A 24,390-nucleotide genomic window follows, 5' to 3' on the forward strand; every position below is an offset into this window, starting at 1 on the left:
GACACCGATGTCACGAAACAGTCACTCCTTGCATCCGTTGCCTTGACCCTACCCGGAGATTCGGGTAGACACTCTCCTGACAACGTTGTCGGGCGCAAGCCCTCACGGAGGAGTTCGACGGTGAACCTTATGACCAGCAACCGAGCCTCGCTGCGGCGAGGCGTGGCAGTGACCGGGGTCGTCGCGCTGGGGGCGCTCGCCCTCACGGCGTGCGGCAACAGCGGCGATGAGGCTGACAACGGTGTCGGCGTCTCGCTGATCGTCAAGACGACGACCAACCCGTTCTTCGTCGCGATGCAGGACGGCGCAGAGGCGGCCGCTGCCGACAACGGCGTCGAGCTGACGATGGCCGCCGGCAAGGCCGACGGCGACGAGGAGACGCAGATCCAGGCGATCGAGAACGCGATCGCCCGGGGCGACGCCGGCATCCTCATCACGCCGAACGGCCCGTCCGTCGTCGACGCCATCGAGCGGGCCCGTGACGCGGGCCTGTACGTCATCGCCCTCGACACGCCGCCCGACCCGGCCGACGCGGTCGACATCACGTTCGCAACCGACAACCGGGAGGCCGGGACGCTCATCGGCCAGTGGACGGCCGCCCAGCTCGACGGCGAGCAGGCCACCATCGCGATGCTCGACCTCTTCGACGACAAGGTCGTCTCGGTCGACTACGACCGCGACCAGGGCTTCCTGGAGGGCATGGGCATCGACGTGGCCGACCCGGCGGTCAACGGCGACGAGGCCGCCACCGGCTCGTACAGCGGCGGCGAGTACGAGATCGTCGGCAACGAGGCGAGCCAGGGCGCCGAGGACGCCGGGCGGACCGCGATGGAGAACCTGCTCACCAAGAACCCGGACATCAACGTCGTCTACACGATCAACGAGCCCGCCGCGTACGGGGCGTTCCAGGCGCTCGAGGCGGCCGGCAAGTCCGCCGACGACGTGCTGATCGTCTCGGTCGACGGCGGGTGCGCTGGCGTCGACAACGTCGAGAGCGGCACCATCGACGCGACGAGCCAGCAGTACCCGGTCAAGATGGCCGAGCTGGGCGTCGAGGCGATCGCCGAGCTCGTGGAGACGGGCACCGCTCCCGAGACCACCGAGGGACTCGACTTCTTCAACACCGGCGTCGCGCTCGTGTCGGACACGCCCGCCGACGGCGTCGAGTCCATCGACTCGGCCGCCGCGTCCGAGATCTGCTGGGGCTGACGACAAGCGCCGGCGTCGCCCCTGGGGCGGCGCCGCGCCTCGTCCCGCCGCACGACCAAGGAGTACCTGTGAGCACATCAACGCTAGCCGCGCCCGGGCACGACCCGGCCGCCGAGTTCCTCGACCGCCGCACGCCGCTCGAACGCGCGCGCGGCGTACTGCACCGCTACCCGGCCCTGAGTCCGGCGATCGTGCTGGTGGTGTCGGTCATCGTATTCGGGTTCCTCAACGACCGGTTCCTGGCGCCGGGGAACCTGTCCCTGATCACGCAGCAGGTGGCGGTCGTCGGCACCCTCGCCGTCGCCCAGACGCTGGTGATCCTCACCGCCGGCATCGACCTGTCGGTCGGGGCGACGATGGTCCTGGCCTCGATGGTCATGGCCCAGGTCACGAGCGCCGCGGGGGTGCCGCCCCTGCTCGCGCTGTTGCTCGGGCTCGTGGTGGGGCTCGCCGCGGGGGGACTCAACGGCCTGCTCGTCACGCGGCTCAAGCTGCCTCCCTTCATCGCCACGCTGGGCACGCTCAACATCTACCTGGCCATCACGCTGCTGTACTCGCACGGCGCCACTGTCCGCGGGGGCGACATGCCGGGATCGATGACGTGGACGGGCACCACCTTCCCCGTGTTCGGCGTGCGGGTCTCCACCGGTGTGGTCCTCATGCTCGCCGCCTACCTGCTGGTGGCGTTCGTGCTCGCGCGCACCGCCTGGGGCACGCACGTCTACGCGGTCGGCGACGACCGGGACGCCGCCCGGCTCTCCGGCATCAGCGTCAACCGCGTGCTCGTCAGCGTGTACCTCGCCGCCGGCGCGATCCTCGCGCTCGCCGCCTGGATCCAGATCGGCCGCGCCAACGCCGCGAGCCCCAACGTCGGCGTCGACATGAACCTCGACTCCATCACCGCCGTCGTCATCGGTGGCACGAGCCTGTTCGGCGGCCGCGGCACGGTCTGGGGCACCCTGCTGGGCGCGCTGATCGTCGGGGTCTTCCGGAACGGGCTCTCGCTCGCCGGCCTCGACGTGCTGTACCAGACCCTTGCCGTGGGCGTCCTCGTGATCGTCGCGGTCTCGCTCGACCAGTGGATCAGGAAGGTGCGCAAGTGACTACCATCGACGCGACCACAGCGACCGACCGCCCCGGGGACGCGGACACGACTCCCGTCCTCCGGGCTCGCGGGCTGGTCAAGACCTTCGGCCGGGTCGTCGGGCTCGACGGGGTGGACATCGAGCTGTACCGGGGCGAGGTGCTCGCGATCATCGGCGACAACGGGGCCGGGAAGTCGACGCTCGTCAAGTGCCTGACCGGAGCCGAGATCCCCGACCAGGGCGAGATCCTGCTCGACGGCAGGCCCGTGCACTTCAAGCGTCCCCAGGACGCGCGCGCGGCCGGGATCGAGACCGTCTACCAGACGCTGGCGGTCGCCCCGTCGCTCGACGTCGCCGCGAACCTGTTCCTCGGCCGGGAGGTGCGGCGCAAGGGCCCGCTCGGCTCCGTGCTGCGCATCACCGACCGGGCCGGGATGCGCGAGCGCGCTCGCCGCGAGCTGCGCGAGCTCGGCATCTCGACGCTGCAGGACGTGACCGTCCCGGTCGAGAACCTGTCCGGCGGCCAGCGCCAGGCGGTCGCCGTCGCGCGGGCCGCGGCGTTCGGCTCGAAGGTCGTCGTCCTCGACGAGCCGACGGCGGCGCTCGGCGTCCGCGAGTCCGGCCAGGTGCTCGAGCTGGTGCGGACCCTGCGGGACAAGGGCGTGCCGGTGATCATCATCAGCCACAACATGCCGCAGGTCTTCGAGGTGGCCGACCGGATCCACATCCAGCGGCTCGGCCGGCGCGCCGCGACGATCACGCCGAAGTCGCACACCATGACGGAGGCCGTGGCGATCATGACCGGCGCCGCGGAGGCCTGACGTGCACGCTGACGAGGGCGGCCGGGTCCTCGTCGTCGGCGAGGCGCTCACCGACGTCGTCACGTCGGCCGACGGGCGGCACCGGGAACATCCGGGCGGAAGCCCGGCGAACGTCGCGGTGACGCTGGGCCGGATGGGGCACCGGCCCTTGTTCGCGACGTCGGTCGGCCGCGACGACCGCGGCCGCCGCATCCAGGAGTGGCTGACGGAGTCCGGGGTCGAGCTCACGCCCGGCAGCGCAGGCAGCGGCGCGACCTCCGTCGCGGCCTCCCGCCTCGGCCCGGACGGGGCCGCCGACTACGAGTTCGCGCTCCGCTGGGCGCCCCGCCTGCCTCGGGCGGGCGCTGCGAGCGTCGTCCACGTGGGTAGCGTCTCGACCCTGCTCGAGCCCGGCGCGGGCGACGTGCTGCGGCTCGTCGAGGAGGCCCGAGCGACGGCGACGGTGACCTACGACCCGAACCTGCGGCCGTCGATCTGCCCGGACCGCGCGGCGGTCCGGCGCCGGGTCGAGCGCCTGGTCCAGCTGGCCGACGTCGTGAAGGTGTCGGACGAGGACCTGGCCTGGCTGTACCCCGGGGAGACCCTCCGGGCGGTGCTCGGCCGCTGGTCCGACGCCGGGCCGGCCGTCGTCGTCGGCACACGAGGCGCGCGGGGCGCCGTGCTCCTGGCCGACGGCGTGGAGCTCGACGTGCCGGGCCGGGCCGTCACGGTCGTGGACACGATCGGCGCGGGTGACGCGTTCATGGGCGGGCTGATCCACGGCCTGCTGGCCGCGGGCCTGGACGGCGCGGACCGCCGGACGCTCCTGAGAGCCGTGCCGACGCCGACGCTGGAGGAGATACTGCGCTTCGCCGCCGGCATCGCGGCGGCGACGGTGAGACGGCCCGGGGCCAACCCGCCGTGGTTCTCGCGCAGTGCCGTGGGGTACGAGCGGCGCGTCGAGGACCACGGCTGACCCTCCCTCGGCCTTGGAGCTCGGCTCCTCCACGGTAGATTGATTGGGCATATCCAATCGGTGAAAGGCCACCCGTGAGCCAGCCGCTCTACCTCGAGGTGTACGAGAAGCTCCGCGACGCGATCCACGCCGGCACGTACCGCGTCGGTGACCGGATGCCCGCCGAGGCCGAGCTGACCAAGCAGCTGGGGGTAAGCGCCATCACGCTGAAGCGCGCGATGGACCTGCTGCGCGACGACGGCTACATCACGCGACGGCCCCGGCTGGGCACCGTCGTCGTGAGCGAGACCGCCACGAACGTCACCGGCGCGGGCAGCGGGCCCACCCCGCTGATCGGGTGCGTCCTGACCGACTTCGACGACACCTTCGGCACGCGCGTCCTGGCCGGGCTGCTCGACGCGTCGAGCACCGTCGCCAACCTCGTGGTCAAGCGGAGCGTCGGCCACGGCGAGGCGGAGGACGACCTCGTGCGGGCGCTCGTGGCGGACGGCGTCCAGGGACTGATCCTCGAGCCGAGCTCGTCGCAATACGTGCCCCCGGCCGTCCTGGAGCTGATCACGCAGTCGTTCCCGGTGGCCATCCTGGACCGCGTGTTCGACGGTGTTCCCGTGTCGTCAGTCTGCTCCGACAACGTCTCGGCGGGCCGCCAGGCCGCGGAGGTCCTGTTCTCGGCCGGGTACGACCACGTCGGGCTCGTCTCGGCGGCGAGCACGGTGTCCACGGTGCAGGACCGGCTCGACGGCGTCGTCGACGCCCATGCGACCCGGAACGTCCCGTTCGACCCGGCGCACCAGTTCCGGCAGGTCCGCTCCACGGTCCCCGGGACCGGCGTCGCGCCCGACGACGACATCGCCGAGCTCGAGAAGTTCCTCGCCACCAACCCGGGCCTGACGGGCCTGGTCGCCACCGAGTACAACATCGCCGTCCTGCTGCGGGAGGCCGCGCAGCGGGCCGGCCGGGACATCCCCGGCGACCTCGGGATCGTGTGCTTCGACCACCCGGACGCGTTCTACGACAAGGCGCGCTACCGGTTCACCCACATCCGGCAGGACGAGGCGCGCATGGGCAGCGAGGCGGTCGAGCTCGTGCTCGCGCAGATCCGCGAGGCGGGTCAGGTCACCAAGGTCAGGCTGCCGACAGAGCTGGTGCCCGGTAGCTCGACTCGCTGAGCTGCCGCGCTGACGCTGGCCGACCACCCGCACCCGCTCGCCCTTCTGCCGACTGCGTAAGAACCGGCAGAAGGGCGAGCGGGGCGGCGGAACGACACCAGCCAGGTCGGCGCATGCGGGGGTGCTGCCCGGAAGGTGTTGACGGCGCTCGGTCGTTTGCGCCGCGGCATCTCTCTGAGGTCGCCGGTGCAACACGGGTGGGCGTGAGCGGCCCGGGTTCGATGCGCGGGAGCAGATAGGTGCATTTCAACCTTTCCTCATGTAGGTTTTGAGATAAATCACGATCACCGGGGCGCAGCGCTGCGTCCGGGGGAGGAGCTCATCAATGACGATGCTGCGTCGCGTCCGACCTGTCCTGATAGCCATCGCCGTGATCGTCGGTCTGCAGCCGGTCGCCGTCGTGCACGCGGCTCCGCCCCCCGAGACGCGCGCGACCGCCGGATCAACGACCGGATCAACCTCCGGATCGACCACCCCGGCGACCTCCGTGGCGGACGCCCGGGTCTCGACCGACGTGCTGATGGGCTCCTACGACCCGCAGAAGGCATGGTTCCCGTCGAGCTGGTGGAACTCGGCGGTCGCGCTGCAGACCGTCGGCGACTACATGAAGCGCACGGGCGACCGCCGGTACCTCGACGAGCTGGACCACAGCTTCGAGACCAACAAGGGCCCGTTCCCGGCGGGCGAGCGGTCCACAGACGAGATCTACGGCAACTTCACGAGCCGGGCCATCGACGACTCCGGGTGGTGGGGGCTGAACTGGGTCACCGCCTACGACCTGACCGGCGACCAGAAGTACCTGGACATGGCCGTCAGCATCGGCGACTTCATGAACGAGTTCTGGGACCCGAGCACCTGTGGCGGCGGGATCTGGTGGAACGAGGAGCGGACGTACAAGAACGCCGTCACCAACGGCCAGTGGATCCGCCTGACCGCGGAGCTGCACAACCGTATCCCCGGCGACACCGTCTGGCTGGACCGCTCGCAGGAGGCCTGGGACTGGTACGTCGCCAGCGGCATGATCAACGCGGACGGCCTGGTCAACGACGGGCTGCGGGACGACTGCACCAGCAACAACGACACGGTGTGGACCTACAACCAGGGCCTCGGCATCGGCGCGGCCCTCGAGCTGTGGCGGGCCACCGGCGACCCGGAGCTGCTCGGCTCCGCCCGTTACCTGGCGGACGCCGCGCTCCGCTCCGACGTCCTGGTCCACGACGGTGTGCTGACCGAGTGGTGCGAGGCGGCGGGCCGGTCCTGCGACGACAACCAGAAGCAGTTCAAGGGCATCTTCCTGCGCTACCTGATGGAGCTGGCCGACACCACCGGCGACCCGGCCTACCAGCAGTTCGTCACCGGTCAGGCCGCGTCCGTCTGGGAGCACGACCGCGACGTCGCCGGCCGGCTGGGCCTGCGCTGGGCCGGCGCCACCGCCGACCAGCCCAACGTCTTCGACTGGCGGACGCAGGCCAGCGCGCTGAGCGCGCTGATCGCCGACGTCCCGCAGGAGCAGCCGCGGCGGACGCTCTCGGCCGCGGCCTCGCCCGCGGTGGTAGCGGTAATCCCCAGCCCCGGCTCTGCCACGCGTACGGGTCTCGACGTCCAGGTGGCGGCGACGTCCGCCGGCCCTGAGCCGATGCGTGTGTCGGTGCGGGCGGAGGGGCCGCGCGGCTGGCGGGTCACGACCGACGAGGTGCTCCGGCTGGACCCGGACGGTCACGCCGATCCCGCGCTGGCCACCGTGCCGGTGGACGTGCGGATCCCGCCGGACACCGCGGACGGGAGCTACCCGGTGACCGTGACCGTCAGCACGCGGTCCGGGCTGCGCTACACCGCGCACGCCGAGATCCTGGTCGCCGGCACCGTCGAGTTCGACGCCGGGTCGCCCCAGGAGATCCCGTGGCTCTGGGACGCCGGCGGCTCCGGCTTCAGCGGGGGAGGGAGCAGGTACGCCGACGGCGAGAGCTACTTCGTCTACCGGTTCCCGTTCCCGGCCGGGACGACGTCGGCCGAGGCGGTGGTGACCATCGACAACCAGTACGTGGTCGACGTCGGGCCGGACGGCGAGGCCTGGACCAATGTGCTGACCGAGGACGAGCAGATCAGGGACGGCTCGAACCGGGCCGACCACACGATCGACCTGACCCCCCACCTCGGCGCGGACAAGGCGGTCTACCTCCGCGTGTCCGACGCCTTCCCGGAGGACGGCTGGGGCGGCGGGATCTACCACCTCTCGGCGGCCTACGAGACCTCCTGAGCCGGGCCGCGGGCACCCGCAAACGTCCGCTTCCAACAAGCAGTTACGCATGCTCCGGCCCTCTGAAGCATGCGTAACTGCTTGTTGGAAGCGGACCTTTCCGTCGGTCGGCGAGGGCACGGCAGGATGGGGGCATGAGCGAACCCGATGTCACCGCGATCGTCGCCGAGGTCCAGGCCCAGGAGGCCGAGCTGGTGCTGAACACCTTCACGCACGAGCAGGCGTGGGCCCTCGGCACCCGGCTGGTCGAGCTGGCCACCGAGCGTGAGCTGCCCGTGACCGTCGACATCCGCAAGGGCACCCAGCAGGTGTTCCATGCGGCCCGTCCGGGTACGACGCCCGACAACGACTCGTGGATCGAGCGCAAGGTGCGGGTGGTGTACCGGTTCGGGGCGTCGTCGTACCTGGTGGGGCTGCGGGCCCAGGCGAAGGGCTCGGACTTCAATGCCGACCACGGCCTGCCCTTCCAGGAGTACTCGGCGCACGGCGGCGCCTTCCCGGTGCGGGTCGCGGGCGTGGGCATCGTCGGCGTCGTCACCGTGTCCGGCCTGGCGCAGCAGGACGACCACGCCCTCGTGGTCGAGGCGCTGCGGGAGCTGCTGGCGGCTCAGCCGCTGGTCTGAGGCCCGAGCGCCGCCGGCCGGCGTGTGGCTCGGGCCGCGGTCAGGAGACCGACCACTGCTGGTTGGCCCCGGCGTGGCAGGTGTACATGATCGCGGGCGTCCCGTTGTCGACCAGGGCGTTCGCGACGTCCAGGCACAGCCCGGTGGCGACGTTGCGCACCGTGCCGTCGGCCTGCGGGCTCCACTGCTGGTTGGCGGCGCCGTGGCAGGTCCAGACCGTGGCCGGACCGCCGGGCTGCCCGCCGCTCGGGTCGTCCAGGCACATGGTCCCGAGGGTGCGCAGCTCCCCGGAGGTCGAGGCGGCCCACTGCTGGGCCGCGCTCCCGTTGCAGTCGTAGATCTGCAGGGCTGCGCCGTCCACGGCTGCGCCGCCGGGTACGTCGAGGCACCGGCCGGACGCGGCGCCCTGCAGCGTGACGACCGTCGGCGTCGGCGGAGGGGGCGGGGTGCTCGGCGTGGGCGACGGCTCGGGGCTCGCGGGGGCGCTCACCAGGCTCGCCTCGGGCGTGCCCGCCGTCGCGCTCGGCTCCGCCGAGCCCTGCGCGGACGCGTTCCCCGGGGACAGGTCGTGGTTCAGTACCCACACTGTGCCCACCACCGCCGCGAGCAGCAGCGCGCCGGCGAGCACCCACGCGAGCAGGCCGATAGGTAGGCGCCGGCGTGGCGTGACCTGGTCGTACACCCTTGCGTTTCCCCTCGTGGGCCGACGGCGTTCGTGTGTCCGCGCCGCACCCTACCGGGTTTCACCACCCTGGAGATTGTTCCGTCGGCCCGCTTCCGCGAAGCCCCTGCGCATGCCTTCGGCGCCCAGGCCCGTCTCGTGTACTCGACCACGATGCCGCGCACCCGGATGGACCAGCCCTCGGGGTACTCCCGGTTGACACCGACGACGGCGTCCGGGCCGACGAACTGCTTGTTGCTCGCGGTCCGACACTGCCGTTCCGCGTGCGGCACGGCCACTGCGGGCCCGCATCAGGACCAGGGAGGTAGATTCGAGGAGTGGCAGTACCGGAGTGCAAGTCGTCGGCCGCAGCATGACGGTGCGCTCGTTCGTGGTGACCGGCGGCGGCCAGGGTGTGGGGCGCGCCATCGTCGAACGGCTGGCCGCTGACGGCCATGTAGTGGTCCTCGACCTCGCCGGAACACTCACTTGGGCGGGCCCGGACGTCACGCTGGTCAGCGGCGACGCGGGTGATCCCGACACCGCGCGCCGCGCTGCCGACGTGGCCGAGAGCGCGGCCCCGTTGTCCGGCTGGGTCAACAACGCAGCCGTCTTCCGGGACGCGCCGATCACCGCACCGCCGTCCGAGGTGCTGGGGTCTGTCACCGCGAACGTCTCGCTCGCGGTCACGGGCTGCCACACCGCCGTCGGGCACTTTCTGCGGCACGGACGGGCCGGGGCGATCGTCAACGTCTCGTCCCACCAGGCGCAGCGCCCGGTTCGTGGTGCCCTGCCGTACGCCACGGCCAAAGGCGCCGTCGAGGCGCTGACCAGGGCGGTCGCCGTCGACCACGGGCCCGACGGGATCCGTACGAACGCTGTTGCCCTCGGCTCCGTCGAGACCGCACGGTATGAGGAGTACCGGCGAGAGCACCCCGACGTCGACCGTCAGATGGCCGCCCTGCACCCGCTCGGCCGTGTCGGCACGGGCCGCGAGGTCGCCGACGCGGTCGCGTTCCTGCTTTCCGACCAGGCGACGTTCGTCAACGGAGTGGTTCTACCGGTCGACGGCGGGCGCGCGGCGCTGGGAGCCGATCCCGAGGCCACCTGAGGACCTGGTGCGCCCCTACCAGGACCAGCCGCGCGAGCTCAGCTCCAGCTCCTCCCGCAGCCGCTCGTCTGCCGCAGCGCGCTCGTCCGCGCGCAACGGCGCCGTGTCCGTCGGCAGGTCCGCGAGGCGGCACGCCTCGCGGAGCAGCGCGTCGTACGCGCCCTGCACGGCGAACCAGTGGTGGGCACGCGCATACATGCCGGGGTCCTCCTCCACGCGGCGCAGCTCGGCCGCGAGCTCCCCGAGCCGGACCTGCAGACGCAGCGTCACCAGCGGGTCGGGTGCGCGCACCGACCGCGTCAGGAAGGTCCAGGTCATGACAGGTCACCGCCACGTCGTCGTCGCGGAACGGGGGACACCACCAGCCTAGGTCCGTGGGGTCGTGATGGCCATGCCCCAGGCGACCTGAGCGGATCAGCGCTGGGCGTGCAGCGCCGCCAGGATCCCGTCGCCGTAACGGTCCAGCTTCGCCTGGCCGACGCCGCTGATCCCGCTCAGTGCGTCAAGGTCCGCCGGCCGCTCGGCGGCAACGGCGCGCAGCGTCGCGTCGTGGAACACCACGTAGGCGGGCACGCCCTGCTCCTTGGCGGCCGACGCCCGCCAGGCACGCAGCCGCTCGAAGACCTCCTGGTCGGCGTCCGACAGCGCGGGCGCCTCCGGACGGGAGCCGCCGGAGCGTGCGGGCCTGCGGGCGCCGCCCTGAGGTCGCGGATCACGCCGCAGCCGCACCTCCCGCCGTCGGCCCAGGACCTCCGCGCTGGCATCCGTGAGCACCAGCGTGCCGTGGTTCGAGTCCACCTCCAGCAGGCCCAGGGCCAGGAGCTGGCGCGCCACGGACCGCCACTCGGCCTCCGACAGGTCCTCGCCCACGCCGAACACGGTGAGGCTGTCGTGCCCCCACTGGGTGATCTTGGGCGTGGACTTCCCCCGCAGGATGTCGACCACGTGCCCGACGCCGAAGCGCTGGTTGCGCTCGCGGTCCAGCCGGAACACGGCGGACAGGAGCTTCTGGGCGGGGACGGTGCCGTCCCAGGCCTCGGGCGGGTTCTGGCACGTGTCGCAGGCGCCGCAGCCGCCGGGGTGGTCCTGGCCGAAGTAGCGCAGGAGCTGGGCGCGGCGGCACTCGACGGTCTCGCACAGCGCGAGCATCGCGTCGAGGTGGGACGAGAGCCTGCGGCGGTGGGTGAGGTCGCCGTCGGACTCGGCGATCATCTTGCGCTGCTGCACGACGTCGGCCAGCCCGTAGGCGAGCCACGCCGTGGACGGCAGGCCGTCGCGCCCGGCGCGGCCCGTCTCCTGGTAGTAGCCCTCTACCGACTTGGGCAGGTCGAGGTGGGCGACGAAGCGGACGTCGGGCTTGTCGATGCCCATGCCGAACGCGATGGTCGCGACCATGATCACGCCGTCCTCGCGCAGGAACGTCGACTGGTTGGCCGCGCGCACGTGGGCGGGCAGGCCGGCGTGGTACGGCAGGGCGCGGATGCCCTGGTCGGTGAGCTGCTGGGCGGTCTTCTCCACCGACGCGCGGGACAGGCAGTACACGATCCCGGCGTCACCCGCGTGCTCCGTACGCAGCAGGTCCAGCAGCTGTCTGCCCGGGTTGTCCTTGGGCGCGACCCGGTAGGTGATGTTGGGCCGGTCGAAGCTGGCGACGAAGTGCTTGGCCTCGGTCAGGCCCAGGCGGGTGGCGATCTCCTCGCGGGTGTGCGCGGTGGCGGTGGCGGTCAGCGCGATGCGCGGGACGCCGGGCCAGCGCTCGGCCAGCTCGCCGAGCCGCAGGTAGTCGGGGCGGAAGTCGTGGCCCCACTGGGACACGCAGTGCGCCTCGTCGATGGCGAACAGGGCGATGGTGCCCTGGTCGAGCAGCCGGGCGGTGGACTCGACGCCGAGCCGTTCCGGGGCGAGGTACAGCAGGTCGAGCTCGCCCGAGCGGTAGGCCTGCTCCACCTGGCGCCGCTCGTCCGGGTTCTGCGTGGAGTTCAGGAAGCCGGCCCGGACGCCGAGCGCGTCCAGGGCGTCCACCTGGTCCTGCATGAGGGCGATCAGCGGCGAGATCACCACGCCGGTGCCGCGCCGCACCAGCGCCGGGATCTGGTAGCACAGCGACTTGCCGCCGCCGGTCGGCATGAGCACGAGGGCGTCACCGCCGTCGACCACCGTGTCGATGATCGCCTGCTGCTCGCCGCGGAAGGCGTCGTAGCCGAACACGTCACGCAGCACCTCGAGTGCGGGAGCGGTGGTGGCGGTGTCCGGGAGCGTCATGGCCGCAAGTGTGCCAGGGGTCGCTGACACGGGCGGGCGGGCATGCCGGGTTGTCCACAGTCCCATGCCCTCCTGGCCTACCGGCCGGGGATCTGGTGACTCGAACATGTGTTCGACTATGCTTGTCTTATGTCCGTGCCCGGCGCCACGATCCTGCACGCCGACCTCGACGCGTTCTACGCGTCGGTCGAGCAGCTGCTGGATCCCGCCCTGCGCGGGCGGCCGATCGCCGTCGGCGGCGGGCCGCACGGGGGCGTCGTGCTCGCGGCCTCCTACGAGGCCAAGGTCCACGGGGTGCAGGGCGGGATGCCCGGCTGGCGGGCGGCCCGGCTCTGCCCCGAGCTCGTCTTCGTCCGGGGTCACTTCCGGGAGTACCAGCGGCTGGGCGATGCCGTGATGGCCGTGCTGGCGGACGTGACGCCGACGGTCGAGCGGATCTCGATAGACGAGGCGTTCCTCGACGTGTCCGGCGCGACGCACCTGTTCGGCCCGCCCGCGGCGATCGGGGCGCGGATCCGCGAGCGCGTCCGCGCCGAGGTGGGGCTTCCTATCTCGGTCGGCGGTGCGCGGACCAAGCACCTCGCGAAGATCGCCTCCCAGGTGGCCAAGCCGGACGGCCTGGTCGTCGTCGCCCCGGGCGCCGAGCGGGCTTTCCTCGACCCGCTCCCCGTCGGCCTGATCTGGGGCGTGGGCCCCGTGAACGAGCAGCGCCTCGCCGACCTCGGCATCCGGACGATCGGCGAGCTGGCCCGGACCCCGTCGTCGGCGGTCGAGCACATCCTCGGGGAGGCCGTCGGCCACAAGCTCAAGTCGATGGCGCAGGACGAGGACCCCCGCCGGGTCGTCACCGCCCGCCGCGCGCGTTCCGTGGGAGCACAGTCGGCCCTGAGCCGGCGCCGGCCCGAGCCCGACGACGTCCGTGCGGTCCTGGCGCACCTGTCCGACCGGGTGTCGCGGCGGCTGCGTGCCAAGGGGCGCGCGGGCCGCACCGTGACCGTCGCCGTGCGGTTCGCGGGTATGCACCGGGCGACGCGGTCCCTCACCCTGCCGGTGCCGGTCGCGGCCACGCTCACGCTCACCGAGGTCGCCGAGCGGCTGGCCTGGTCCGCGATCGAGGACGCCGCACCGTGCGAGATCACGCTGCTCGGCGTCTCGGTCTCGAACCTCGCCGACCAGCGGGCGGTCCAGCTCGAGCTCGACCTCGAACCGCCCGACCCGTGGCGTCCCGGCTCCGCGCCGGGCGCGGCACGGCGCGCGGTCGACGAGTCGATGGATGCGATCCGGACGCGGTTCGGTGGGGACGCCGTCGGCTACCTTCCTGTTGTGCTGCGCCGCGGCGGCGCCGTGCCCGACGAGTTCCGCGAGCTCGCCGAGCACGACCTGTGAGCACCGGTCTCAGCCGGGACCGAGGTCACGCAGGGCGGGCAGCGCTCGTTCGAGCATGGCGGTCGTGGCGGTCAGACTGATCCGGAAGTGGCTGGGCCGGTCGAACACGGTTCCCGGCAGCACGAAGACACCGCGCTCGGCGAGCGCGGTGACGAAGGTGACCGCGTCACCGCCCGGTGCGGCGCTCCACAGGTAGAACGTGCCCTCGGGAACGGTGAGCGCGTATCCCGCCGCGCCGAGCGCACGCACCATGAGGTCCCGTCGCCGCTCGAGCTCGGCCACGTCGATCGAGACGGTCTCGAGGGCCGGCACCGCGTACTGCATGACGGCGTCGGGGAAGCCCCAGCCCAGTCCCATCTGGAGCGGGAGCATGGCGGCGCGCAGCTCGCCGAGCTCTGCCCGGGGGATCAGGGGGGAGAGCGCGAGGTAGCCGAGGCGCTGGCCGGGGGCGAGCAGGACCTTCCCGTAGCTGTAGTCGATCAGGGTCCACGGGTAGCAGGCGGCGGGACTCGTGAAGCCGATGCCGTCGAAGCGGATGCGCCGGTACGGTTCGTCGGACAGCAACCAGATCCGCCGGCCGTTGCGTGCCGACGCCGCCTCGAGCGCCGTCGCGAGCTCGACCAGCCGGTCCCTGGCGTAGATGCGGCCGGTGGGGTTCGCCGGCGAGTTCACGACGACTATGCGCGTGCGCGGCGTGATCGCCCGGACGACGGCATCGACGTCCAGGTCGAACGTGTCCGCTGCGAGCGGCGCCCTGACCGGGACCAGGTCGGCCGTGCGGAGCATCGGGGCGTAGAACCACCCGGGCTCGGGGAACACGACCTCGTCGCCGACGTCGGCGACCAGGCGGAACGCGAGCGAGATGGCACCGAACGCGCCCTGGGTCATGGTGATGTCGTCCGGCTCGAAGGGCAGGCCGAGCTCGTCCCGCAGGCCGGCGGCGATCGTCTCCCGGGCCGGGGCAAGGCTGGTCTTGTAGGCGAACCAGTCCTCGGAGCGCGGCTCGACGTTCGCGCGCAGGGCGTCGACGAGCGCGGGCAGCGGCATCTCGTGCGGGTCGCCGAACGTCAGGTCGACGACGTCGGGCTGCCCGTCCAGCGCGCGCAACGAGAGGAAGAAGGACGTGACCGGCTCGATCGCGTCGCTTGCCGCGTGTGCCCGCTCGGACAGCTCCATGGCGGAGCTCCTCTCGTGAGACTGGGTCCTCCCAACGCTCTCCATGGTCCTCCGGAACTTCGGATCCGGCCGGTTTCGTCTAGCGCAGGGCCGCGTGACCGTCGTCGTGGTGGGCCCGACCGGGTCGCCCGGCGATCTCCAGGACGACGACAACGGCCACGAGGACCACCGCGGTCAGGGTGACGGGGACGGGGATCAACGGGTCGCACAGGACCAGTACCGCGGCCAGCGGGACGACGGTGTTGACGAGCCGGTCGGCGTGGTCGCGGATCGCTATCCACCAGACGCCGGACAGGAAGACCGCTATCGGGACCGTCACGGTGAAGGAGGCGGCCAGGTCGCTGAGTTCGCTGTGCCCGGTCAGGACGTCGATCTCCACCTCGATGCCCGCGGAGAGCGCGCCGGCGGCGGCGAACACGAAGTAGTGGGCGTAGCCGTAGCGCAGCGCCCCGCCGAAGCCGGTGATGGACCGGTGGTGGGGCGGCCAGAAGTAGACCCACCACAGGGCACCGGTCGCGACGAACGTGAGCCCGGCGAGCGAGATCAGCGGTCCGAGGGCGTCGGCGTCGTGGACGGCGTCGATGATCGCGTTCGACGAGGCGAGGAGGCTCTCGCCGAGCAGGATGAGCGTGAACAGGCCGTAGCGCTCGGTGATGTGGTGCGGGTGCCACGGAGCGCTGCCTCGTCTCTGGGCGATGACCGGGATCGCGACCTCGGCGCCGATGAGCAGAACCAGCAAGACCATGCCGGGTACTCCCGGCACCACGAGCTGGACCAGCCAGAGGACCTGTACCGCAGTGATACCCCTGGCGTAGGCCTGGGCGGTGCGGTGGATGGACGCGTGGGAGCGTGCGGCGCGCAGCCACTGAGCGACCATCGCCAGGCGCATGACCACGAAGCCGAGGACCGGCAGGGTGTACTCCGCGTCGGCGAAGGCCGGTTCGATCCCGCTGGCGAGGACGAGCACGCCGGCCATCTGGACGATGGTCAGCACGCGGTAGAGCCAGTCGTCGGTGTCGAACGACGTGGCGAACCAGGTGAAGTTCATCCAGGCCCACCAGATCCCGAAGAACACCAGGCCGTAGGCGACGAGGCCGTCGAGCACGCGCCCCTCGGTCAGCGCGTGATGAAGCTGGACGGAGGCGATGCTGACCGCGACGACGAAGACGAGGTCGAAGAACAGCTCGAGCGTGCTGGCCGAGCGGCCCTGCTCGTCGGGGTCGCGGGGCGCCATCGGGACGAGGCGGAACCTGCTCGCCCGAGGCCGGGGAACGGTCATCGTCGCGGGGTCCTTCCGGTCGCGAGCAGGAGAGGCGCAGTGGTTGGTGGCTCTGGTGCGCGCTCGTCCATGGTTCAGCGCAGAGCGCGGAGGTGCTCCGGGCTCACGGGTTCGGTGGCGTCGTCGAATTCGTGGTGCAGCGAGAGCCACTTCTTCACGTACGGGCCGACGGCCACGATGCGGTATCCCGCCTGGACGCTGGTGCTCAGCGCGGCGCGTGTGAGGGTGCTGGCGAGACCATGACCCTCGAACGCGTCGAAGACCACCGTGTGGTAAAAGATGCGCTGTCGCGCAGATGTCGTTCCGAGGTCCTTGTACATGGAGAACCCGGCCTCGACACCATCGACAAGGACATCGAACCGGCTCTTGTCGGGATTGTCGCGCACGGTGACTACTTGCTGGTCCTGATCGTTCATGGCTGTGGTCCTCTCGTTTCGGGAAGTGACGTGTACGGGCTCACACGATGGGGTGGCCGCTGGTCGTCGACTCTGGCGGGGTGAGGTCCTGTACGACGTCCCAGTGCTCGACGATGCGACCGTTCTCCAGACGGAAGATGTCGACGATCACCACTGGGCCCGGTGCCCAGCCGTGGACGATGCTGTGGGTGAAGACGAGGTCACCTTGGGCTGCGATGCGCTGCGGCTCCCAGGAGAATCCCGCCAGAGTGGGCACGGCAGCGCGCAGCGTAGCGAGACCGTCAGGCATCTGAGGGCTGTGCTGTACGTATGGTTCGGCCCAGTAGCGGTCCAGCGCGGTGAGGTCCTTCTCGCCGAAGAGCTCCCGCATCGCGGTGAGCACGATCTTGATGTTGTCCTCGGCCTGGCTGCTCCCGGTGACGGTGTGGTCGACGACGACGGCGTCGGCCACCTCCGTGATGGTTCCGACGAAGTTGTACAGGGTGCCGTCGACGGTGACGTTGGAGTAGAGCGTCGCGTTGGTGAAGTCCTCCACGTGCGTCACCGTCGCGCCGCTGCCCTCGGTCCAGGAGTTCAGGTAGACGCCGTCGCGGATCTCCTTCAGGTCGAGCGCGACGGTCTCGGCGTGGCCGTTCGGTGTGAGCCCGCCGCCTTCCTCCACGACGAAGCGGCCCTGCGACGGCGAGTCGAAGGTGAATCTCACCTTCAGCCAGCCCATGTCGAACCTGTAGGTCTTGCCCACCATCTGCATGGTCATGGAGTTCCTTTCATTGCCGGACGACGGCTGGAAGAGCAGCAGCAGAACGTCCTCGACGAGCAGCGGTTCATCGATCGGCCGCTCGCGAGGCGCATCGTCAGCGCGGCCCGCCGGTGTCTGGTTCTCGTCGTTCGGGGCGGAGCTGTCTTGGGGCATCGATAGGTCTCCTGTTATCCGCAGAAAGCCTCAGGGTGTCGGACCGTCGTAGCTCGTCCAGAAGTCGATGGCTTCCGGTCGTGGGCGTGGTGCCATGCCGGTGTCGGTTCCGAGCTTCATGACCTGCCCGGGAGCGTCCCGGACGGTTGACCAGCCGGGCAGGCCGAGCCCGTTCGGGTCTCCGTGGAGCACGAAGTTCAGCCAGTAGCCGCGCATCTGGTCGCGGAGCCGGTAGTCGTCCTGGCCGTAGTCGGCGTCGCCGTCCTTGCCCAGGTTGTCGTAGGCGTACATGACCTCTGCGCCGTGGTAGGCGCCGTACTTCTCCAGGCCCGGGTCTGGTGGGGTGTGCGTGAAGAAGTACAGGTAGGCGGGAGCCCGGCCGGTCCGCGTCTGCAGGTGTGCCCAGCGGTGCATCGCCCGGGTCATGACCTGGTCCGTCTGGGACTGCAGGAGCGAGTCGAGCACCTGGTCCTCGGTAGCCCCGGGGTACAGGTCGAGGAAGGTCCGGGCGAGGTCGCCGTACTTCTCCCGCGCGGACGCCTGGTAGGCGTCGACGTCGGTATCCGGCGGGGCCGCGAGCGCCAGCGAGCTCTCGTCCGCGTTGCTGCCCACCAGGGTCGGCACGTCGAGCTGGTCCCCGTCCGCGTAGATCTGTGCGGGTGACCGGTCCAGCACGTGACCGTCGACAGACGGCCGCCAGTGCGGGCCGACGGCGGCGGCCGCCTCCGTGATCTCGCCGACGGGCATCAGCCGCATCTGGTCGATCGTGGCGCCGCCCAGTTCCTGGGCCAGCCGCCGGCCGGCGTCCTCGGCCACGGCCCGGGTGTCGGCCTGGTCACCGTTCTCAGTGTTTCCCGTGGTGCCCATGCAGGCGCCGCTAGCGCCGATGATGCCGTCGATCAGGCCTCGGGTCAGCGGCGTCGCACCCAGGGTGCACACGCTCTCCCCGCCGGCGGACTCACCGGCGATCGTGACCCGGGAGGGGTCGCCGCCGAACGCGGCGATGTTCTGCCGGATCCAGTCCAGGGCGGCGATCTGGTCCAGGATCCCGTAGTTGCCCGAGGCGTCGTGCTCCGACTCTGCGGCCAGCTCGGGGTGGGACAGGAAGCCCAGCACACCAAGCCGGTAGCTGATCGTCACCACGATGACCTCGCCGCTGGAGGCCAGCGCCTCGCCGTCGTACAGCGGCAGAGCGCCTGAACCCGTGGCGAAGCCGCCACCTGGGATGTACACCAGCACCGGCAGCCGGTCCGAGGCGGGTCCTGTACTACGCCAGATGTTGAGGTAGAGGCTGTCTTCGCTGACCGGGTAGGGGTTCAGGAGCGTGTTCTCCAGCGGCACGTCGACGACTTGCGACAGGGCACGGGTGGCGAACGTGGAGGTGCCCTGAACGGGTGCGGCCGAGAACCGGTCCGCCGCCAGCACTTCGGCCCGTTTCTGGGGTGGCCGCGGCGGCCGCCAGCGCAGCTCCCCTACGGGTGGCTGGGCGTATGGAACACCCGCGAAGATCTCGACCGTGCCGGCATCGTTGTGGACGCCGGTCACCGGGCCCTCCCTGGTTGTGACGGTCTGGGTGGGTTGTGGATCGTCCCCGCCGGCGAGGCGCACCTGCGGCGCCGGGTAGGCCACCACCGCGGCGCCACACACCACGACCGCCGCGACCAGCCACGCGCCCACCCGCAGAAGGAGGCCGCGTCTCGACCACCACCGGGCGGTCACCACGAACAGCGCGAACAGCACGAAGACCAGACCCAAGCCCCACCACGGGCTGCGGTTGAGCCACAGGAGGGCCGAGGCGACGACCGCCAGGAGAGCCAGCGGCACCCAGGACCACGCCGAACACGATGGCGCGTTGCGGAGGGACGCCGCCGTTCGGGGCTCGCGTGCGGCGGTCGAGCTCGCGCTTTCATGCTCACGAGCTTGGCGGGGGTTCATGCGGCTTCGACCGCGGTGACGAGGCCGGTGGCCGCCAGGGTGAGCAGGACGACGGCGATGATGTTGCCCGCCGCGCCCGACACCGCGGCAACGACCGGGTGGATGCCCGCGAAGACGCGCAGCGCCCCTGATCCCTCGCCCTCGATGTACGGGATCGCGCCGGCCAGCGCGACGATCAGGGGCTGGACGATCTCCGGCACCTGTGCAACGAGGTCTTGGAGCCACTCGTAGGGGTTGGAACCTGACATGGGGTATCTCTCCTGGGTAACGCTGGATGGGCGCGTGGTCGGCTTCCGCCTGGTGAGCGGCTACGGGGCGAGCCGGCTCTTCGGTGCCAGGGCCCGTTCTGAGAGGACCTGGAGCTTCTCGCCCAGGCTGCCGATCACAAGAGAGAGGTGCCCCTGCTCGGGTTCCAGGTGTGCCTTGGCTGTGGGCAGGTGCTCGGCCAGCCACCGGCCGTGCGTGACCGGGACCATCCGGTCGACGGTGCCGTGCCACAGTTCGACCGGCGCCGTGACGGCACCGAGGTCGAAGCCCCACGGGCTGGTGAGCGCGGCCAGGTCCGCGACCCAGCCCTCGTCCCCTCGGGAGAGTCCGTGGTCCATGTTGGCCGCGTTGTCCGCGCCGTACTCGCCGGTCAGCACCGCCAGATCCGCGGGAGGCAGCAACGACGCCATCTCGGCGGCGACGTCCGCCGACGTGTGGCCCCGGACAGCCGAGGCCATCTGCCCAACGAGCTCGCGCATCGCCGCATCGCCGTGCCCGACCGTCCCGAACTGCGCGACGTTCTGGGCGCCCATGCCCTCGACGTAGTCGAGTCCGTCGGCGTCGAACGGTGCGAACGAGGCCACGAGCAGCACACCCCCGACGCGGTCCCGGGCTACCGCCGCGCTGGCCAGGGCATGCGGTCCGCCGGCGGACCACCCGGCGACCAGGTAGTGCATGACGCCGAGGTGGGTGAGCAGGAAGGCGCAGTCGGCGGCCGTGTCGAGGACCGTCCGGCCGACGGCGGGAGTCGATGCGCCGTACCCGGCCCTCGAGTACGTGACCACCCGGAACCCGCGGTCCGTCATCGAACCCAGAACCGTGCCCATCGGGACGGCCGAGCCCGGCATCCCGTGGTGGAACAGGACGACCGGTCCCGTGCTCGGTCCTCGAACGTCGTACTCGAGATCGCGCCCGTCGGGCAGCTGTAGGAGTGGCACTGGAACCTCCATCACCTTCTGAGATCGAACGGAACATGCTCAAGGTCGCGCCCAGCCGTTGCCGGGTGTGCCGAGTAGAGACCGTGTCCTTGGGGCACGGTCAAGCACCCGGCAGGACACAAGGAGGCGGGCCTGGCGCACGCCACGGGCGCCAGGCCCGCCTCCGGCTCAGCAGCAGCCGGCGCTACGCACCCGCGCCGTCGGCGGTGGGGGTGGCCAGCAGCTGCAGCTCCCAGGCCAGCGCGACACCGGTGGCGCCGCCGTGCTCGAAGAGGATCGGTCCGAGCTGGTTGGCCGTCTCCTCGCGAGCCCAGTCGCGCTGCCACTCGCTGGACACGACCAGCCAGGTGACGGGGACCACGCCGGCTCGTTCCATGCGGCGCACCGCCATGTCGTGCGCCTCGGCGGTGACACCGCCGCTGGCGTCTGTGACGACGAACACGTCGTACCCGTCGTCCAGCGCGTGGATGGCGGGCATGGCGACGCAGATCTCGGTCCACAGCCCGGCGATGATCAGCTTCTTGCGTCCGGTCTTCTTCACGGCGTCGACGACGCGCTGGTCTTCCCAGGTGTTGATGGACGTGCGGTTGATCGGCTTCTGGTCCGGGAAGACGTCCTGGATCGCCTGGATGAGGTGGCCGCCGCGTTCCTCGATCACCGTGGTGAGGATCGTCGGCACGTCGAACACCTTCGCGAACTTGGCGAGGCCGACGGTGTTGTTGACGACCAGGGTCGGTTCGTGGCTGTGGAGGTTGGCGACCTGGAAGGGCTGGTGGTCGATGAGCACCAGGACGCTCTCCTCGGGGGTGAGCAGCGCGTCGAGTCCTACCTTTGCGGAACGTGTCATGTCGCTTCTTTCTGTGTGGCGGGCTGAACGCCAGGAGGGGAGAGGCGGGCTCAGAGCTGTTCGGGCGCGGCCATGCGGTACACGAACTCGCCGAGACCGGCCAGGCAGTGTGGGACGCCGGTCGGTGCGGCCGGCCGATACCGGATCCGGGCATGACCGACCGGCATCAACGGGTGGGCCGGAGCCTGTCCCCGTGGCGTGACACGACGCTATGGCGGCCCTCCTGCAGGCGTCCAAGACTTGTCCCGACGCCGGACGATAGGATCTGTCTATCGATCTCAATCCCCGTCTCCTGCGCTACTTCCTGGCCGTGGCCGAGGAGCTCCACTTCGGCCGCGCGGCCATGCGCCTCTACATCTCCCAGCCGTCGTTGAGCCATCAGATCCGTAAGCTCGAGGAGACCCTGGGTACGCCGTTGTTCGTGCGCTCCAGTCGCTGGGTGCAGCTCACCGCCGCGGGACGGACGCTGCTCAAGGAGGCGCCGACGGCGCTGGCCGCGCTCGAACAAGCCGCGGAGCGCACTCGGCTGGCCGGGTCGGGCGCCGCGACCACGATCCGGTTGGGCTATACCCCGGTCGCGAACTTCGGCACGCTCACCGTGCTCCTGGATGCCCTCCAGGAGGAGCACCCTGATCTCACGATCGACGCCCGGGAGATCTTCAGCGCCGAGATCCCCGAACGGCTCTGCGCCGGCGACCTGGACATCGGTCTCGCGCTCTCCCCGCCGCCGTTCGACGGCGTGGGCAGCGAGGTGCTGCGCAGGGAGGCCGTCTCCGCGCTCCTGAGCACGCGCCACCGCCTTGCCGGCGCGCCGAAGATTCCGCTGGCGGACCTGCGCGACGAGACGCTGCTGCTGTTCCCACGCCGACTCGCGCCTGCGTACTACGACGGCATCGTCGCCGCGTGCCAGGAAGCGGGCTTCACACCCGAGATCTGCGCGTTCGAGGAGCCGCCGGTCAACGCCATGCTTGCCCGCCTCTCCGGGGGGCGCGAGGTCGGCCTGGCCCCCGCGTCGTTCGCGGAGCACGCCGCGAATCTCGGCACCACCCTCGCCGTTCGCGACGTCGTCGATCCGCAGGTCGCTGCGGACCTGTCGGTCTTGTGGCCGACGAACGATCCCTCGCCCGCCATCGCGAGCGTCCTGGCCACCGCACGACGATGTGCCGAACGCAACGGATGGCTGCGCAGGACCACCTTGTAGCGGTTGAACCGCAGTGCCGACTCGTTCAGCTTCCGTGCACGACCGAGCTGCGTGCCTGGGTCCGGAACTTGGTGGGTGATGAGCCGACCACGCGGCGGAACGCGGTGCTGAACGCGCTCTCGGACTGGTAGCCCGTGGCCTGGGCGAGCTCGGAGATCGACAGCGTGTCGCGGGCGAGGGCGTCTCGCGCGAGGCTCATGCGCCACTGGATCAGGTACTCCAGGGGCGGGACCCCGACGTGGCTCTTGAAGGCCTGGGCGAACGCGGAACGCGACATGTGGCTGATCTCGGCGAGCTCGTTGAGGCTCCAGGAGTGTGCCACGTCCGCATGCACGGCACGCAGTGCGGTGCCGATGCCGTCCTCGTTCAGGGCGCCCAGCCAGCCGGTGGGCCGGTCCGTCTGGCCGGCGTGAGCACGCAGCATATGAACGAGCAGGACCTGCGCGAGGTGGTTCTGCACCAGCGGGCCGCCGGCGGCGGCCACCCCGACCTCGGTGGCCAGGTGATCGATGAGCTGCGCGAGCCGCGCGCCATGAGGGTCGCCCGCACGGACGAGCACGAGTGGCGGCAGGAGATCGGTCAGGAGGGCCGCGTTGCCGTCGTCGAACGCGATGTGCCCGACGCAGAGGTAGAGGTCGTCCTCGGACGCCGGGCCGATCCGTACCAACCCGTTCTCGGCACCCGCCCATGCCTGCTCCGCGGGGCGCGGGCTCGCGTCGGGCGTGCTGGCCAGCACGTAGGGCGGCGGGTTGCCCAGCAGGAAGGTGTCGCCCTGCTGCAGGAGCACCGGCTCGTGCCCGTCGAGGATCAGCCAGCACGTGCCGCGCACGAGGCCGCCGGTCCGCACGTGCGGGAACGGGTCGAAGCGCAGCGCCCACTCACCGGTGGCCCGGAGGCTGGGGCCGATCACCGTGCGGGGCCGGAGCAGACCGATCGCGTCAGCCACTGGATCCCGAAAGCCGAGCACCGGCGACACCTCCTGGACGATGCATAAAGAAATTCGGACTCTGCGTTATGGATAGTACCACCGGCCTCGCGCAGTATCGATGTCGAACGGATCGGGTACAGGGAAAGTGATGGAGGCACCCACATGGGACACCTTGAGGGCAGGACGGCGGTTGTGACCGGGGGCAGTACCGGTATCGGTCTGGCCGCCGCGGTCCGGCTGGCGGACGAGGGCGCGTACGTGTTCGTCACCGGGCGACGTGAGGCCGAGCTGGAGGTCGCTGTCAAGACCATCGGAACGGACCGAGCTACGGGAGTCGCGGGCGACATCGCGAAGCCAGAGGACCTGGACCGGCTCTACGAGGCGGTCCAGGCACGGGGCACGGGGCTGGACGTGCTCATGGCGAACGCGGCGGTCGGTGCGTTCGTGACGCTGGAAGAGACCACCGAGAAGCATTTCGACCACACCTTCGCGGCTAACGTCCGAGGCACGCTGTTCACCGTGCAGAAGGCGCTGCCGCTGCTCAACGAGGGAGCCTCGGTCATCCTGACCGGCTCCACGGCCGCCGACCACGGCATGGAGGCGTTCGGCGCGTACGCGGCGTCGAAGGCAGCCGTCCGGTCGTTCGCGCGGACGTGGTCCAACGAGCTCAAAGGACGCGGCATCAGGGTCAACGTGATCTCGCCGGGGTGGATCGACACTCCCGGAGGTACCGCCATCAACGGTGGCGAGGAAGCCATGCCGGCGGTCAAGGACCATGCCGCCGCGACCGTGCCCAAGGGCCGCATGGGCCAACCCGAGGAGGTAGGCGCGGTCGTCGCTTTCCTGGCCTCGGAACAGAGCAGCTACGTCGTCGGGACGAACATCTACGTCGACGGTGGCGCCAACCAGATCTGACCATGAACACACGAATACAGCCCCTACACCGGGCGA

The 24,390-nt window shown here is 70.9% G+C and carries 23 protein-coding genes; 11 read left to right on the forward strand and 12 right to left on the reverse strand.

The window, feature by feature from the left end; genetic code table 11:
* Positions 1-129: 129 nt before the first annotated feature.
* From C8K30_RS16850 to C8K30_RS16880, 7 genes are all read left to right on the forward strand, one after another.
* On the forward strand, positions 130-1,209 hold the full coding sequence (locus C8K30_RS16850) for a substrate-binding domain-containing protein (protein WP_108494074.1): 1,080 nt from the start codon (positions 130-132) through the stop codon (positions 1,207-1,209).
* A 68-nt stretch (positions 1,210-1,277) separates the two neighbouring features.
* Entirely contained in the window at positions 1,278-2,312 is a 1,035-nt protein-coding gene (locus C8K30_RS16855; protein ID WP_108494075.1) for an ABC transporter permease, read from the forward strand.
* Complete coding sequence (locus C8K30_RS16860; RefSeq protein WP_199230539.1) at positions 2,309-3,115, forward strand: ATP-binding cassette domain-containing protein; 807 nt, start codon at positions 2,309-2,311, stop codon at positions 3,113-3,115. The genes C8K30_RS16855 and C8K30_RS16860 overlap by 4 nt, the downstream gene beginning before the upstream one ends.
* 1 nt (position 3,116) lies before the next feature.
* A complete protein-coding gene (locus C8K30_RS16865) occupies positions 3,117-4,070 on the forward strand; it encodes a carbohydrate kinase (RefSeq protein WP_108494076.1) in 954 nt (317 codons plus the stop codon).
* Positions 4,071-4,144: 74 nt separating this feature from the next.
* Complete coding sequence (locus C8K30_RS16870) at positions 4,145-5,239, forward strand: GntR family transcriptional regulator (protein ID WP_108494077.1); 1,095 nt, start codon at positions 4,145-4,147, stop codon at positions 5,237-5,239.
* 325 nt (positions 5,240-5,564) lie between these two features.
* On the forward strand, positions 5,565-7,496 hold the full coding sequence (locus C8K30_RS16875; RefSeq protein ID WP_108494078.1) for a glycoside hydrolase family 76 protein: 1,932 nt from the start codon (positions 5,565-5,567) through the stop codon (positions 7,494-7,496).
* A gap of 134 nt (positions 7,497-7,630) precedes the next feature.
* Entirely contained in the window at positions 7,631-8,119 is a 489-nt protein-coding gene (locus C8K30_RS16880; protein ID WP_108494079.1) for a heme-degrading domain-containing protein, read from the forward strand.
* Positions 8,120-8,159: 40 nt separating this feature from the next.
* Here the strand turns inward: C8K30_RS16880 and C8K30_RS16885 are convergent, their stop codons facing one another.
* Entirely contained in the window at positions 8,160-8,801 is a 642-nt protein-coding gene (locus tag C8K30_RS16885) for an RICIN domain-containing protein (protein WP_108494080.1), read from the reverse strand.
* Between the two features lie 331 nt (positions 8,802-9,132).
* On the opposite strand from C8K30_RS16885, the gene C8K30_RS16895 reads away from it, so the two are divergent.
* A complete protein-coding gene (locus tag C8K30_RS16895) occupies positions 9,133-9,891 on the forward strand; it encodes an SDR family NAD(P)-dependent oxidoreductase (protein WP_233257228.1) in 759 nt (252 codons plus the stop codon).
* A 15-nt stretch (positions 9,892-9,906) separates the two neighbouring features.
* Here C8K30_RS16895 and C8K30_RS16900 read toward each other — a convergent pair whose 3' ends face one another.
* Together C8K30_RS16900 and recQ are read right to left on the reverse strand one after the other, a co-directional pair.
* Positions 9,907-10,209 carry a hypothetical protein gene (locus tag C8K30_RS16900; protein WP_108494082.1) on the reverse strand — a complete coding sequence of 101 codons (303 nt, stop codon included), beginning with the start codon at positions 10,207-10,209 and terminating at the stop codon, positions 9,907-9,909.
* Positions 10,210-10,305: 96 nt separating this feature from the next.
* Positions 10,306-12,153 carry a DNA helicase RecQ gene (gene recQ, locus C8K30_RS16905; protein ID WP_108494083.1) on the reverse strand — a complete coding sequence of 616 codons (1,848 nt, stop codon included), beginning with the start codon at positions 12,151-12,153 and terminating at the stop codon, positions 10,306-10,308.
* A 129-nt stretch (positions 12,154-12,282) separates the two neighbouring features.
* On the opposite strand from recQ, the gene dinB reads away from it, so the two are divergent.
* Complete coding sequence (gene dinB, locus C8K30_RS16910) at positions 12,283-13,539, forward strand: DNA polymerase IV (RefSeq protein WP_165919615.1); 1,257 nt, start codon at positions 12,283-12,285, stop codon at positions 13,537-13,539.
* Between the two features lie 9 nt (positions 13,540-13,548).
* Here dinB and C8K30_RS16915 read toward each other — a convergent pair whose 3' ends face one another.
* From C8K30_RS16915 to C8K30_RS16950, 8 genes are all read right to left on the reverse strand, one after another.
* Positions 13,549-14,715: an aminotransferase class I/II-fold pyridoxal phosphate-dependent enzyme gene (locus C8K30_RS16915; protein ID WP_108494084.1), complete on the reverse strand. Its 1,167-nt coding sequence runs from the start codon at positions 14,713-14,715 to the stop codon at positions 13,549-13,551.
* Positions 14,716-14,794: 79 nt separating this feature from the next.
* Positions 14,795-15,994 carry a low temperature requirement protein A gene (locus tag C8K30_RS16920; protein ID WP_199230540.1) on the reverse strand — a complete coding sequence of 400 codons (1,200 nt, stop codon included), beginning with the start codon at positions 15,992-15,994 and terminating at the stop codon, positions 14,795-14,797.
* Positions 15,995-16,068: 74 nt separating this feature from the next.
* Positions 16,069-16,410, reverse strand: coding sequence for a GNAT family N-acetyltransferase (locus tag C8K30_RS16925; RefSeq protein WP_108494086.1), 342 nt, complete (start codon positions 16,408-16,410; stop codon positions 16,069-16,071).
* Positions 16,411-16,450: 40 nt separating this feature from the next.
* A complete protein-coding gene (locus tag C8K30_RS30990; protein ID WP_199230541.1) occupies positions 16,451-17,323 on the reverse strand; it encodes a nuclear transport factor 2 family protein in 873 nt (290 codons plus the stop codon).
* A gap of 30 nt (positions 17,324-17,353) precedes the next feature.
* A complete protein-coding gene (locus C8K30_RS16935) occupies positions 17,354-19,147 on the reverse strand; it encodes a carboxylesterase/lipase family protein (RefSeq protein ID WP_233257229.1) in 1,794 nt (597 codons plus the stop codon).
* Positions 19,148-19,254: 107 nt separating this feature from the next.
* Entirely contained in the window at positions 19,255-19,506 is a 252-nt protein-coding gene (locus C8K30_RS16940; protein WP_108494088.1) for a hypothetical protein, read from the reverse strand.
* A gap of 60 nt (positions 19,507-19,566) precedes the next feature.
* The gene (locus C8K30_RS16945; RefSeq protein WP_199230542.1) at positions 19,567-20,463 is read right to left on the reverse strand and encodes an alpha/beta fold hydrolase; all 897 of its coding nucleotides are present in this window, start codon (positions 20,461-20,463) and stop codon (positions 19,567-19,569) included.
* Positions 20,464-20,647: 184 nt separating this feature from the next.
* A complete protein-coding gene (locus tag C8K30_RS16950; RefSeq protein ID WP_108494090.1) occupies positions 20,648-21,310 on the reverse strand; it encodes a hydrolase in 663 nt (220 codons plus the stop codon).
* 292 nt (positions 21,311-21,602) lie between these two features.
* On the opposite strand from C8K30_RS16950, the gene C8K30_RS16955 reads away from it, so the two are divergent.
* Positions 21,603-22,511: a LysR substrate-binding domain-containing protein gene (locus C8K30_RS16955; RefSeq protein WP_255415740.1), complete on the forward strand. Its 909-nt coding sequence runs from the start codon at positions 21,603-21,605 to the stop codon at positions 22,509-22,511.
* A gap of 25 nt (positions 22,512-22,536) precedes the next feature.
* Here the strand turns inward: C8K30_RS16955 and C8K30_RS16960 are convergent, their stop codons facing one another.
* Positions 22,537-23,457: an AraC family transcriptional regulator gene (locus tag C8K30_RS16960; RefSeq protein ID WP_199230543.1), complete on the reverse strand. Its 921-nt coding sequence runs from the start codon at positions 23,455-23,457 to the stop codon at positions 22,537-22,539.
* Between the two features lie 144 nt (positions 23,458-23,601).
* Here C8K30_RS16960 and C8K30_RS16965 point away from each other — a divergent pair, with 144 nt between their 5' ends.
* Positions 23,602-24,354 carry an SDR family NAD(P)-dependent oxidoreductase gene (locus tag C8K30_RS16965; protein ID WP_108494093.1) on the forward strand — a complete coding sequence of 251 codons (753 nt, stop codon included), beginning with the start codon at positions 23,602-23,604 and terminating at the stop codon, positions 24,352-24,354.
* The last annotated feature ends 36 nt before the right edge of the window (positions 24,355-24,390 follow it).

Source organism: Promicromonospora sp. AC04 (assembly GCF_003058225.1).
Lineage (GTDB): Bacteria > Actinomycetota > Actinomycetes > Actinomycetales > Cellulomonadaceae > Promicromonospora.

Excerpts from the sequence above, each read along its gene's own strand:
- C8K30_RS16850 (WP_108494074.1), top strand. The coding sequence starts at position 130 with ATGACCAGCAACCGAGCCTCGCTGCGGCGAGGCGTGGCAGTGACCGGG.
- C8K30_RS16875 (WP_108494078.1), top strand. The coding sequence starts at position 5,565 with ATGACGATGCTGCGTCGCGTCCGACCTGTCCTGATAGCCATCGCCGTG.
- C8K30_RS16880 (WP_108494079.1), top strand. The coding sequence starts at position 7,631 with ATGAGCGAACCCGATGTCACCGCGATCGTCGCCGAGGTCCAGGCCCAG.
- C8K30_RS16900 (WP_108494082.1), bottom strand. The coding sequence starts at position 10,209 with ATGACCTGGACCTTCCTGACGCGGTCGGTGCGCGCACCCGACCCGCTG.
- recQ (WP_108494083.1), bottom strand. The coding sequence starts at position 12,153 with ATGACGCTCCCGGACACCGCCACCACCGCTCCCGCACTCGAGGTGCTG.
- dinB (WP_165919615.1), top strand. The coding sequence starts at position 12,283 with ATGTCCGTGCCCGGCGCCACGATCCTGCACGCCGACCTCGACGCGTTC.
- C8K30_RS16915 (WP_108494084.1), bottom strand. The coding sequence starts at position 14,715 with ATGGAGCTGTCCGAGCGGGCACACGCGGCAAGCGACGCGATCGAGCCG.
- C8K30_RS16920 (WP_199230540.1), bottom strand. The coding sequence starts at position 15,994 with ATGACCGTTCCCCGGCCTCGGGCGAGCAGGTTCCGCCTCGTCCCGATG.
- C8K30_RS16925 (WP_108494086.1), bottom strand. The coding sequence starts at position 16,410 with ATGAACGATCAGGACCAGCAAGTAGTCACCGTGCGCGACAATCCCGAC.
- C8K30_RS30990 (WP_199230541.1), bottom strand. The coding sequence starts at position 17,323 with ATGCCCCAAGACAGCTCCGCCCCGAACGACGAGAACCAGACACCGGCG.
- C8K30_RS16940 (WP_108494088.1), bottom strand. The coding sequence starts at position 19,506 with ATGTCAGGTTCCAACCCCTACGAGTGGCTCCAAGACCTCGTTGCACAG.
- C8K30_RS16950 (WP_108494090.1), bottom strand. The coding sequence starts at position 21,310 with ATGACACGTTCCGCAAAGGTAGGACTCGACGCGCTGCTCACCCCCGAG.
- C8K30_RS16965 (WP_108494093.1), top strand. The coding sequence starts at position 23,602 with ATGGGACACCTTGAGGGCAGGACGGCGGTTGTGACCGGGGGCAGTACC.